8 protein-coding genes are annotated in these 12258 nt (G+C 55.3%); 6 read left to right on the top strand and 2 right to left on the bottom strand.

Going from position 1 to position 12258, the window contains the following annotated elements; all coding sequences use genetic code 11:
* Nucleotides 1-2: 2 nt before the first annotated feature.
* The gene (locus FYC48_RS22925) at nt 3-2531 is read left to right on the top strand and encodes a chemotaxis protein CheB (protein WP_149499115.1); all 2529 of its coding nucleotides are present in this window, start codon (nt 3-5) and stop codon (nt 2529-2531) included.
* Entirely contained in the window at nt 2518-4020 is a 1503-nt protein-coding gene (gene cls / locus FYC48_RS22920) for a cardiolipin synthase (protein WP_149499114.1), read from the top strand. The genes FYC48_RS22925 and cls overlap by 14 nt, the downstream gene beginning before the upstream one ends.
* A 306-nt stretch (nt 4021-4326) precedes the next feature.
* Here cls and FYC48_RS22915 read toward each other — a convergent pair whose 3' ends face one another.
* Nucleotides 4327-7314 (bottom strand): zinc-dependent metalloprotease, encoded by a 2988-nt coding sequence (locus tag FYC48_RS22915; RefSeq protein ID WP_149499113.1) that lies wholly within the window; start codon nt 7312-7314, stop codon nt 4327-4329.
* A 90-nt stretch (nt 7315-7404) separates the two neighbouring features.
* Here FYC48_RS22915 and FYC48_RS27970 point away from each other — a divergent pair, with 90 nt between their 5' ends.
* The 4 genes from FYC48_RS27970 to FYC48_RS22900 all read left to right on the top strand — a co-directional run bounded on the left by FYC48_RS27970 (nt 7405) and on the right by FYC48_RS22900 (nt 10324).
* Complete coding sequence (locus tag FYC48_RS27970; protein WP_160149719.1) at nt 7405-7572, top strand: hypothetical protein; 168 nt, start codon at nt 7405-7407, stop codon at nt 7570-7572.
* 557 nt (nt 7573-8129) lie between these two features.
* Nucleotides 8130-9392 carry a serine hydroxymethyltransferase gene (locus FYC48_RS22910; protein WP_149499112.1) on the top strand — a complete coding sequence of 421 codons (1263 nt, stop codon included), beginning with the start codon at nt 8130-8132 and terminating at the stop codon, nt 9390-9392.
* A gap of 53 nt (nt 9393-9445) precedes the next feature.
* Nucleotides 9446-9913, top strand: a complete 468-nt coding sequence (locus tag FYC48_RS22905; RefSeq protein ID WP_149499111.1) for a response regulator — start codon at nt 9446-9448, stop codon at nt 9911-9913.
* Between the two features lie 33 nt (nt 9914-9946).
* Nucleotides 9947-10324 (top strand): PH domain-containing protein, encoded by a 378-nt coding sequence (locus FYC48_RS22900; protein WP_149499110.1) that lies wholly within the window; start codon nt 9947-9949, stop codon nt 10322-10324.
* Between the two features lie 170 nt (nt 10325-10494).
* Here the strand turns inward: FYC48_RS22900 and FYC48_RS22895 are convergent, their stop codons facing one another.
* On the bottom strand, nt 10495-12018 hold the full coding sequence (locus FYC48_RS22895; RefSeq protein ID WP_160149718.1) for a sensor domain-containing diguanylate cyclase: 1524 nt from the start codon (nt 12016-12018) through the stop codon (nt 10495-10497).
* Nucleotides 12019-12258 lie beyond the last annotated feature (240 nt).

The raw sequence follows: 12258 nt of genomic DNA, 5'->3' as shown, positions 1-12258 counted from the left end.
TAATGAATCAACCGACCAGTCATAACAACCGAGCCAAATCCATCATCGCGATCGGCGCCTCTGCCGGCGGTCTACGATCCCTGGAGGTCTTATTCGGCAACCTGAACCCCGATACCGGCTGCGCGATCGTTGTGATCGTCCACCTCTCCCCCGGCTTCAAAAGCTTGATGGACGAGATCCTGGCTCGACATACCTCGATGCCAATCGTCAACGTCGCCGACGGGATGCCGGTTGAACCCAACCACATCTACTTGAACAACGCGGCACAAGAAACACGGATTGAGCAAAGTCACTTCGTGTTGTCAGACGCCGATTCGGAAAAGATTCCCAAGCCGATCGATCATTTTTTCAGTTCAGCCGCTCAGACATACGGCAAGCACTGTATCGGGGTCGTTCTTTCGGGAACCGGTTCGGACGGTTCGGTGGGAATTCGGCAAATTCGCGCCGCCGGAGGCGTCACGGTTGTCGAATCGCCAGACTCGGCCGAGTTCAACGGGATGCCAACCAATGCGATCTCAACCGGTGACGTTTTGTTCTCGCTTCCACGCGAAGAAATTTCGTCCTTGTTGATGCGTTTTGCCTCCGATCCGGATTCGATGATCGACGAAGATCCCACCGAACCGAAGCATCTCCGAACTGACATTGAACGCATCTTCTCGTTGCTTTGTGATCGGCACGGAATCGATTTTGCGCACTATAAAGCGGGGACGATCGACCGCCGTGTCACCCGCCGAATTGTTTCGACCGGGGCCAATACGCTTGCCGAGTATGCGGAGACGATCCGAGACAACCCAGAAGAACTCGACGCCCTTTATTTCGACTTGTTGATTGGCGTGACCAAGTTCTTCCGAGACGAAGAAGCGTATTCGGTGCTACGACAAGAACTCGTCACGACGATTCAAAATTTTAGCCCCGATGACGAACTCCGAGTCTGGGTCGCCGGATGCGCGACCGGAGAGGAAGCCTACACCGTCGGTATGGTCACGATCGAAGCTTTTGACGCGGCCGGAAAAACGCCGCGATTCAAAATCTTGGCCACCGACGTTCACGACCGGGCACTAAAAGTCGCGGCCAAAGGTATCTATTCCAAGGAAGCGATCGAACACCTGACGCCCGAACGTCAGGAACGGTTCTTTCTGAAAGTCGACTCCAACCTTCGCTCGGTTGATACCCACCTGCGACGGCACATCATCTTTACTCGTCACAACGTGATCAAAGACCCTCCGTTTTCGAGGATTCATTTGATCGCGTGCCGCAACATGCTGATTTATCTCGAAAAAGAAGCTCAGCAATCAGCGTTTCATTCGTTTCACTTTTCACTCGAAGCCGATGGCATCCTGATGCTCGGGCCCAGTGAAGTTCCATCGATGATGGATTCGGAGTTTGAAACCATTGATCCGACGTGGCGACTGTACCGTAAGATCGGTAGCGGAACTAAATTCCTGCCCGATCAACTGAAGAACTACAAGACGAAAAAGGTCTTCCCATCACGGTTGGTAGAACTGGTCAATCGAAGTGGTTCTGGCCGCCCCAGTTTTAGCACGCTGCTCGATTCATACGATCTGCTGCTTGGCGAATACGTCAAACGTGGGCTATTGGTCGATGAATATCGCAACGTGATTCATGTTTTCGGCGACGCCCATTTTTACCTGATTCCGACGAACGGACGCCCCAGTGGAAAGGTCAGCCAACTGCTGCCCGACGGCGTCCGTGGAAGCATCGGTGCGGCGATGGTGAGGGCGGTCGAGACCAAAAAACAAGTGCTTCTGCGAGATGTCGCGTTTCCTCAGAAAGGAGGACAAGTACGCGTCACCGACGTGATCGTGCGAGCGATCCCGAAAGAACCCAGTAGCAGTCGCTTCCTTTGGTTCATTGAATTCGGTTCGGGGAATGAACTCGGAAATTCAGAATTCGAGGAATTGACCCCCAGTCGTAGCGGCATCGAACACGACGCGTTGCGATCCGAACTGGAGTACACCAAGGAAACGTTAAACGCCACGATCGAAGAACTCGAAGCGAGCAACGAACAACTTCAATCGACCAACCAAGAGTTGATCGCCAGCAACGAAGAGTTGCAGAGCACCAACGAGGAACTACAAAGCGTCAACGAAGAACTGTATTCGGTCAATTCAGAAAACCAGCGACAGATCACCGAACTGCAAGTCGTCACCGACGATTTAAACAACCTGCTGGGGCTCTCCGATATCGGCACGATCTTTCTAGATCAGAATCTCTGCATCCGTAAGTTCACGCCACTGGCGACGAAATACTTTCGTTTGATGAGCCACGACGTGGGGCGGCCGATCGACAACTTCACCCACTCGCTGCCGATTCCCGAATTGTCCCAACTGCTGCACCAAGTCCGTGACTCGGGCAAATCCGTGATCAAAAAGTTCACCGAAAACAGTGCGCATCAGGTCATCGTGAAACTGATGGTCTATCAAACGACAACCAAACAGAAAGGCGTCATCATCAACATCATCGACACGAGTGCTTTTGAAGCCAGTGATCATCCCGATGAATCCGATTGAGATCGCCCAATCGTTGTCCTGGACCACGGTGACTTCGCTGATGGTCTTCGGTATCGAAGCGATCGCCATCGCATCGGCGTTACACGCGATTTGGTACGTCCGCACCACCCAAGCCGCGATCGCTTGGGTCGTCGTTCTAATTTCGCTGCCGATCGTCAGCATCCCGCTGTATTGGGTCTTTGGTAGGTACCGGTTCTCTGGCTATCGAGAATCCATTCGCGACGTAGGTGTTAAACACAAACAAAGCGTCGCGGCGGTGAAACGTGAACTGCGGACCGACCCCGGCGTGAGGTCGACGGACCTTTCGACACCGCTTGAAACGGTCGCCGATGTGCTCGACACCCCGATCTGCGATCACAACGAAGCATCGCTGCTGATCGACGGTGAAACGTTTTACGCGTCGATGATCAATGAAATAGGCAAAGCTCGGCGCTACGTTTATCTTGAGTTCTACATCATTCGCGACGATCCGATCGGAAACCGCGTCGCCGACGCTTTAATCGAACGGGCCAAGCACGGTGTCACGGTTCGATTCTTGTATGACAACATCGGTAGCATCGGCTTGTCGCGCCATTACATCCAGCGATTGACCGATGCGGGCATCGACGTCCGTGCGTTCGACTCACCGACCTTGTTCACGACGCGGTTTCAAGTCAACTTTCGCAACCACCGAAAACTGGTGGTTGTCGACGGTAAAACATCGATTGTCGGTGGACTTAATATTGGCAAGGAGTACACCGGCGATGCCGGCTGGACCGATCGATGGCGTGATACAGCGGTGCTGCTCGATGGCCCCGTGACACGCAAAGTCCAAGCCGTATTTGCGGGTGACTATTACTGGGCCGCACGCCAGGATATCCCCGAAGCGGAATGGCAGCCCGCCGAGGATCCGGATGCACTGCCGTCCAATGACCGGCCAACGAAACCCCGATCGTCATCAGGCGGACGAGCGGCGATCTGTGCGACCGGTCCCGCCGACGACCAGCCACGGGCGACGATGATGTTTGCGTCCATCGCCGCCTCGGCGAAGAAGCGATTATGGATCACGACACCCTACTTAGTTCCCGACGAAACCACGCAGGTTAGCCTCGCGATGGCCCGGGCCCGCGGCGTTGACGTTCGAATCTTGATTCCATCGATCGCAGACCACTACAGCGTCTTCCTGTCCGGATTTCACTACGAACGCGAATTGATGAATGCGGGGGTACGCGTCGGGCGATACCGCGAAGGCCTGATGCACCAAAAGTGCTGGCTGGTCGACGATAAGCTGGCGATGATTGGGTCGACCAATCTGGACAACCGTTCGCTGCATCTAAATTTTGAAATGATGGTGGCCGTCGAGTGTCCGCGGTTCGTCGCCGCCGTCGAGGACATGCTGCGAGAAGACTTTGCGTTCGCGACTTGGCCAAATCCGGAAACGCCGGCGGCCCACCCTTGGTTAACAAAGGCGGGCCGCATCGTGGCTCGGTTGTTCAGCCCGATCCTATGAACAAGATCGAATCGAGGGCCTCGTTCCAACGTGATTCTAGGATAATCCGCCTAGCGCCAGCCACGGTATCGGTGCAATAGCCGGGACTCACGCCCGTCGGCTGTTGACTCGAAACCGTATTCTCAAATGGAACGAGGCATTCGGGTCGGCATGCCGATTGGCAAATCGATGAACTGACGTGTGGCAGTCGAGCCCGTGTCGCCATGGACAGGCGTCATGAGCAAGCGTCACGTACAGGCAAAGGCCGCGTCACGCCGCCTTTGCCGTCACCTCACATCAGTTCATTAGACCGTTCTCTGCGGGTGTCTATTCCGCGGGCGTTTCGCCAAGGATCAGGATTCGTCCCCCCGAGGCACCGGCCCCGGAGTTGTACGTGAATCCAGCTTGAAGCGCTTGTCCGATCCGCATCGCGGTTTCGTTCAAGTGGGCTCGCGAGTACGCATCCATCTTCTTCTCGCAGGTTTTCAATCGCTCTTCGATCTCCTTCTGCAAGTCAACTAGCTCCATCCGGGCCAAATCAGTGATGGGTTTATAGGCCGCGGTGTTGTTGTTTTTCTCAAGCAACAAATCGATCAAACGCTGCGTGTGTTCCTTCTGCAAGTTCCGTCGCAACGAAGTGATCATCGGCTGACGATTATTTCGCCCATCCGGACACTCGGCTTCAATTTCCGTCCACGCCGCTTCACTGATCGTGTCGAGCAATTCGGGCAACGTGACCGCGTCGGCGTCGGCAGGCAATCGCATCTCGTTGTCGTAGACCCGGCGCAACGTGGTCGGACTCATCAACCACGTCAGGGCGGACGATTGCAGGCCGAGCACACGGTCGTGAACCGGCCAAGTCGCTTCGCCACTTGAGCCGAAGTGTCCGCTGCCATCGAGCCAACGCTCGGACGTCATTCGTTCGAGCAATTTCGGCGTCAATCCGAAGGCGGCGTCGTTAAACGTATTGTCGATGACGAACTGAATCGCCGCACGTTGTTGTTCGGCAGGAACAACTTGTACGGGAGAGCGATCGCCGGGATCACCTTTCTTATCACGATTGACGAATGCCCCGCCGACCCAATTGGCCATCATGCTTGCCGCACGGGTTTGCAGTGACAATGTCAATTCATAACCCCGACGTGCTTTGGCCCAAGTGTCGCCTTCCTTGACAAACTTGTCCAAGATTCGGGTGCGATAAAGCTTCACCAATCGCATCTGCTCTTCGGCGTAGTCGAGCGGATCTTTGGCAAAGTCATAACGACGTGCGAGCGGATCTGGGCCGCTGGTGTCTTCATCGGTTGCGTATTGCAATTCCGGTTCGACACAACGCTTGAGTAGTTCGGGCAACTTCTTGTCATCGAATGAGTAGCCATATTCGATCGCCCAGTAGTCGTAGGGGCCGATGTCGATCATGCCGTAATCACCCTGAACGTCGCCACTTTCGTAGCGGAAGTTGATCGGCGTGTAGTCCATCACCGATGCGGTGAAAGTTTTTTTACCTTTGACTTCTTCGCTGTTGATTTCGTCGAGGGTATATAGCGCCGAGCCTTTGAAGTTGTGACGCAAGCCGATCGTATGTCCGACTTCGTGGGCGACGAGATCTGCCAACAGTGGGCCGACGAACCAATCGGGCATTCCGTCGAGCATATCGGAATCGTCCTTTTCGTCGTCCTTATTATCGTCGGAGGAGTCGTCTTTGCTATCGGCGGTCTTGTCGTCAGAGGAATCCCCCTTGTCCGAATCGTCTTTCTCCGCGTCGTCTTTTTCTTCTTCTTTGGACTTCTCATCAGACGATTCGTCGTCTTCTTTCTCGGCGTCTTCCTTGTCCTTTTCCTTCTCGTCATCGACTTTGGGTTTATCGTCGAGCAACGCGAGCGCCCAATCCATACGGGCGATGGCCAAGTCCAACGAACGGGCCCCGGCGGCCATGCACATGCCATTCTTTTGGCTGATGTGGCCGATCAATCCATCGTATTCGTCGTCGCCGATTAAGGTCGAATCGGCGGCAGCCATGGCGTAGCCGGCGTAGGGCTGACGAGCTTCTCTGGCGATTTGCTCGCGGACCTGGGCGACCTTTGATGGCGACGTCATCCGAACGCGTGGATCCCACGACGGATGTTCGCTCAGCCATGCGAGCGTTTCCGGACTGACCCCTTCCATCGCCAGTCGCGGCATCAAATCGTCATAGTTGAAATTGAAGTGCCGGATCCATCCGTCGGTCAGGATGATGTCGGCGTCAAGGATTTCGCCAGTCATCGGATGCACGCGGCTCGGACCGATCGCGGTCCCAACATCGTTGTTCAACCAACGGACGAAGTTGTAGCGGATGTCCTCGGGATCCTTTTCCATGTGGGCACCACTTTCGGCGTCCTGGTATCGAACCTCGATCGCGTCGACGATGCCAACTTTTTCGAACGCCTTGTTCCAGTAATCGATACCGGCCTTGATCCAACGTCGGTAACGCACCGGTGCGGTGTGCTCGACGTAAAAGATGATCGGCTCCTTCGGCGGGCTCAGCTTCAACTTGGAATCACGCTTTTGCAGATTCCAGCGGTTGATATAGCGAACTCGAGTCTCGTCGTCGGTGTACTTGCTAAGGTCCGTGTAGGTCGTCGTGAAATAGCCGACTCGTTGATCGGCGACACGCGGTTTGAACCCGCTGCTGGGGCTGGGCACTTCGCTGAAGCTATAGTGCAAAGTTTGGAATCGACCGGATGCTCCGACGATTTCAACTGCGACTTCGACATTCGAAGGAAACACTTTGACCGATTCGATCGAGGTGATTCGTGGATTCGAAATCCGCACGCTGCGGCCGTAGAACGTCCCCGCGTTGTTGATCAACAGTGAATCCAAGTCGATCACCGGACCACCGGTTGGGCCTTTGGCCAGCACGGGGATGTCCAGGAGAACTTGATCGGTGAACAATCGCTTGACGGAGGCCTTTGATTCGGCGTCACCGGTCGCGCGGATCGACAGGTTCGGTGCGATCAACGCCAGACGATTGTCATACTGCCGCCATTTGACCACCAACTCTCCCGATTGCAGGCCGGCATATTTGTCCCCGCTGCTGAGTGTCAGCGCGACAAAGTAACTTTTGGAGGCAAAGTTCTTCGGTAATTCGGCAAGCAGCTGGGCATCCTTCTTTCGCTCCCAAACGTTAAAGAAGCCCTTGCGGTCTTGTTGATCAGACACACTGACGGCCTGAAAGTCCGCCGAGACCTTATCAAAAGGAGGCAGGTCGGCTGCGCCGGCGCGTTCGATCGCGCCGACCGAAGAAAACAGCACAGCGATAGCAGCAACGCAGTTTTTCATTCGAGAAACTCGAGAATCGGGTAGAAACGGTAACGATGGAAGCGTAGGTCACGCTTTACGTTGGGTGGCGGCATTCCCCTGTGACGCAGGATGCACCGCCGAACGCCCTCTGACAAACGCCCGCGACGTCAGGTCGACGTCGAAGGATTGCAACAGGTCGCCGCGGCAGGCGGATCGGGCAAGCGGGTTGACCGCGCGTGGCAGGAGGGAGGGTGCAAGTCAGTGATCGCACACGAAGTGCACCATCATGATGCCTAACCGGCATAAGCTGCCGGTTCCAATCGACCAATTGTATCCTCCTTTTCGCGCTAGGGTGTACTCTTTTCCGCAGCGAAAAACGCTGGCGAGCGTTGGGGAGGTCTGCTTCACCTTTTGACCTTGGAGCAGTGCATCTGATCCCCAAAGTCATTTTGGCGTCTCGAATATCTGCACTTCGAAGTTTGCGTTTCGAACCCCAGAGGGCGATGGGCGGTGATCCTTCGTGTCGAACTCACGGTTGATCCAACCAAGGGCGGATCGGATCGATGAAAATCGCGGGCAGTGAAAATCGCGAGCAGTGGAACGGCCGGAGAATCGTCGCCGGGCCTCCGAAGCCGCGTTTGCCAGCCGACGGCAATGGCGGCGGGATCTTTCCCGGAGCGATCCGTCGCAGGGCTTCATCCATTGACGATGATCGGTTCGCCATCAACAATCGGGGCATCGCGCGGGAATGCAGGCAAACACTCGGCTCCGCCAATCCTTGGGCTCGCCGAATACACCCGCTCCGCCAAACATTCAGCCCCGCCGAGAATTCCCCAACTATTACGACACGGCTTATGAATCCGCTGCAGCAACAAGACCCCCAGATTTGGGGCGCCATCGAAGATGAAGCTCGCCGCCAACGCGAAGGTTTGGAACTGATCGCGAGCGAAAACTACACCAGCTATGCGGTGATGCAGGCTGCCGGCAGCGTGCTGACGAATAAATATGCCGAAGGCTATCCCGGACGCCGTTACTATGGCGGTTGCGAACATGTCGATGTGGTCGAACAAGTCGCGATCGATCGCGCTAAGGAACTCTTCGGCGCCGAAATCGCGAACGTTCAACCACACAGTGGCTCCCAAGCCAACGCCGCTGTCTATCTTTCCTGCCTTAAACCAGGCGACACCGTCCTCGGCCTCGACCTCGCCCAAGGCGGGCACCTGACGCATGGAATGAAGCTGAACATCAGCGGACAACTGTACAACTTTATTTCTTACGGCGTCACCAAAGACACCCACCGTTTGGATTTTGACCAGCTCGCGTCGCTGGCTCGCGAACACAAGCCGAAGCTGATCGTCGCCGGTGCGAGCGCCTACCCGCGTGAGATTCCGCACGACAAGTTTGCCGAAATCGCCAACGAAGTCGGTGCCAAACTGATGGTCGACATGGCCCACTACGCGGGTTTGGTCGCCGCCAAAATCCACAACTCGCCGGTGCCCTATGCGGACTACGTGACGACGACCACGCACAAGACGTTGCGCGGCCCCCGTGGCGGGATGATTTTGTGCAAAGAAGAACATGCCAAGCTGATCAATCGGAACGTCTTTCCCGGAACGCAGGGCGGTCCGTTGATGCACGTCATCGCCGGAAAAGCAGTCTGCTTTGGCGAAGCCCTTGCCGACGATTACAAAACCTACGCTCAGCAGGTCGTCGACAATGCGAAGGTACTCGCCGAAACGTTGACCTCCGCCGGGCTACCACTGGTCAGCGGCGGAACCGACAATCACTTGATGCTGGTCGATGTCACAGCACTGGGATTGGGCGGAAAAGCGGCCGAATCAATTCTTGATGCATGCGGAATCACGGTGAACATGAACATGATTCCTTTTGACACTCGTAAACCAATGGATCCCTCGGGTATCCGCATCGGAACGCCGGCGCTGACGACCCGTGGTATGGGCGGAGACGAAATGAAACGCGTCGGCGCGTGGATTCACACCGCATTGGCTTCGCCAGAGGACGCCGAGCTTCATACACGAATCCGCGACGAAATTCGTCAAATGTGCGAGAGCTTTCCCGTGCCCGCCGATCGCGAGTCGATCGCGACGACGGTTTAAGATTTCGCCGACGCTTCGATTCGTTTTCCCCTTGAAAAGCCTCCCGTTGTCCCATGTCTGAATCGCAATCTTCTCCCGCCACTCCGCATCGAATCTTGATCGCGGACGACAACTTGGCCAACCGCGAGTTGCTTGAAGCCTACTTGGTGGGGATTGATTGCGAAATCGAGACCTCGGTCGACGGCCAGGACACGCTGGACAAAGTCGCGTCGTTCAAGCCTGATCTGGTCTTGCTCGACGTGATGATGCCCAAGTTAAGCGGCTTCGAAGTCTGTAAGCAGATCAAAGACAACGCCGATACATCGCGTGTGATGGTGTTGATGGTCACGGCATTGAACGAACTCGGTGATATCGAACGTGCCGTTGCCGCCGGAACGGACGATTTCTTGACCAAGCCGGTGCAAAAGATGCATTTGCTCAAACGCGTCGAAAATATGCTTAAACTCAAGGGTGTTGAAGACGAACTTGATCGTCTGCGAAAATACATCCAGATGATTGAAGACGCCGACAACGGCAACTAACGGTCGATACGCCCAACCAACAGGCAACATCCCATGGGTTTACTTTCCGGAATCATGGGTTCGGCATCGGAAGCCAACCTCGACAAAGTCGAAAAACTGATCGATGCGATCATCGTCGATGGCGAAACGATTGAGGCAGGCTATCAATTGATTCGCGATATGATTGTCTTGACCAACAAACGAGTCATCGTGATCGATCGCCAAGGCGTGACGGGTCGCAAGACAGAATTCCTATCGATTCCCTATCGCAGTATCGTTCGCTACTCGATCGAAACCGCCGGGACGTTTGACTTGGACGCGGACTTGAAACTGTGGCTCTCGAGCACCGCCGAGCCGCTGTGCTTTGATTTTCGAAAATCAAACCACGTTTCGGACATCGTCAAAATTCTGACGCGGCATGTCTGCGGTTAATGCTCCGTCCAGACCCAATGTTCGGGTCGGCTGATCAGCCGACAGGCGTTCGCCCCGGTGAATGCACCGAAACCGTGGCTGACGCCATGCGGCTCATCCTGAAATCAAAGGTGGCTGAAGCGCTAGTCGGCAAAATGCGACGACGAGCGGAAATGCGATCGAGGGACTTGTTAGCGGGCCGCAGCCGGCGAACAAGACGGCTCGGTAGACGATTCCAGCGTTAGCGGTCCAGGGCTCGCATTCTTTTCGAAAACCACCCGTCGCGGTTCGCTTTCGGTCGTCGAAACCACACATCGGTTGCGTCCTTTGCGTTTGGCCTCGAACAGGCAAGCGTCGGCGGTTTCAAAAATTTCTTCGAAGCTGTTGTGTTTGCCGCGATCCACCCAGCAGATCCCCATGCTGACGGTGACACACAACTGATAGTCTTCGTAGTCGACACGCAGGTCTTCGATCGCCGTCCGCAATCGTTCTCCGACCCGCATCACCGATTCGAATTCGCAGTTGCTGACCAGCAGTACAAATTCCTCACCGCCGAACCGATAGACGTGATCGGATTTGCGCAAGTGACGTTTAAGACAGTGCCCGACCTCGCGGAGAATGCAATCGCCGGCGGTGTGTCCGAACGTATCGTTAAAGTTCTTAAAATGGTCGATGTCAGCGATCATCAACCCAAACGATTGCGACTCGCGCAAGTAGCTCTGCGACGCCTCGGGAACTTCATTGTTGAACGCGGTACGATTTTTCAGCTGCGTCAGGCCATCGATCCAAGCGAGTTGCAACAACTCGTCGTGCTTGTGCGACATCTCTCGAATCGTTCGCTCCATGCTCAACGAGATTTCGACCATCGATTGCTTCGCCTGGGCCTCGAGATCATGCAGCGATTCGAAAGCAATCGTGTCAAAATTAAAGAGCGGCTGATAACCTTTCCAGTCATTCAGCATGCCATTGAACATCTCGTCAAACTGCGTTTCCGCTAATCCGAAGTTCTGACAAACGTATTTTCGTAGCCCGACGACTTCGCGCAGATCGGTAGTTCCCGACAACATCAGTTGTGCAAGACGTTCGGCCGTGGCGTAGAAACAGTCTTGAGTTTCGGGAGACGTGTTTCGCTTTGCCAAAACACCGATCATCGAATCGGGAAAGTTCCACCGTGCGAGCATGCAGGCGCCCAATTCGAAGCGATTGGTTCCGCTAAGATCGTGTTCAATCTTGGGCGTCAATTCGTCGAGTACACATCGATCGCCAAACCGCTGAGACAACTCTTCGGCGTAGCAAACCCCGATTCCCATCAGGCCGAGGTGATACACCAGCCCCATCAAGAAACACTCATCTTCGTCTTCGATACCGTTCACGGCGGCAAATCGCTTCGACGCGATCGCCATCCCCAGCGAGCGTCGCCAAAACTCTTCGTAGGGGAATCCTCGGTCGCTTCGCGTGTCCATCAGTGAGAACGACAGGGACAAAAGCCGCAGCGTTCTCAATCCGAGCATCGTGACCGCCTGATGCAAGCTAGATATCCGACGCGTCGAAAGCGTGAGCGGCGAGTTACAGTAATCGATCAACTTGGTTGCCAATGCCGGATCGGCGCTGATGACTCTGGTGATCTCATCGATCCGCACCTCCGGCTGCCCGACAAGCCGTAACAGCTCAACTGCAACGGTCGGCGGCGAGGGCATCTCCTCTCGATCGATCATTTTTGCAAGTTCCGGTTTCATTGTCCCAACGTGATCGAGTCAGTCTTGGGGGCTTAACGTCTTGGGGCCTACGTCACTGGTCGGAAGGGTGGATCGAAAACGTCGCCCCATCGTTCCGGCCAACACTGCGTTGCGATTACCGCTGGTGTAACCATTTGACGCGCCGGTTGAGGGAACACCTACGAAAGGTGTTTCCCCGACGCGAAACCATAGGTCGTGATCGGTGTGATGTGACTCCCC

The sequence above is a fragment of the Roseiconus lacunae genome, assembly GCF_008312935.1.
GTDB lineage: Bacteria > Planctomycetota > Planctomycetia > Pirellulales > Pirellulaceae > Stieleria > Stieleria lacunae.
The sequence above is the reverse complement of the archived record's forward strand: the minus strand, read 5'-3'. Positions and strand labels throughout refer to the sequence as shown.

Bases quoted from the DNA above. Each gene is read 5' to 3' on its own strand.
- FYC48_RS22910 (WP_149499112.1), top strand. From the start codon at position 8,130: ATGAATCCGCTGCAGCAACAAGACCCCCAGATTTGGGGCGCCATCGAA.
- FYC48_RS22915 (WP_149499113.1), bottom strand. From the start codon at position 7,314: ATGAAAAACTGCGTTGCTGCTATCGCTGTGCTGTTTTCTTCGGTCGGC.
- cls (WP_149499114.1), top strand. From the start codon at position 2,518: ATGAATCCGATTGAGATCGCCCAATCGTTGTCCTGGACCACGGTGACT.
- FYC48_RS22900 (WP_149499110.1), top strand. From the start codon at position 9,947: ATGGGTTTACTTTCCGGAATCATGGGTTCGGCATCGGAAGCCAACCTC.
- FYC48_RS22895 (WP_160149718.1), bottom strand. From the start codon at position 12,018: ATGATCGATCGAGAGGAGATGCCCTCGCCGCCGACCGTTGCAGTTGAG.
- FYC48_RS22925 (WP_149499115.1), top strand. From the start codon at position 3: ATGAATCAACCGACCAGTCATAACAACCGAGCCAAATCCATCATCGCG.
- FYC48_RS27970 (WP_160149719.1), top strand. From the start codon at position 7,405: ATGCACCGCCGAACGCCCTCTGACAAACGCCCGCGACGTCAGGTCGAC.
- FYC48_RS22905 (WP_149499111.1), top strand. From the start codon at position 9,446: ATGTCTGAATCGCAATCTTCTCCCGCCACTCCGCATCGAATCTTGATC.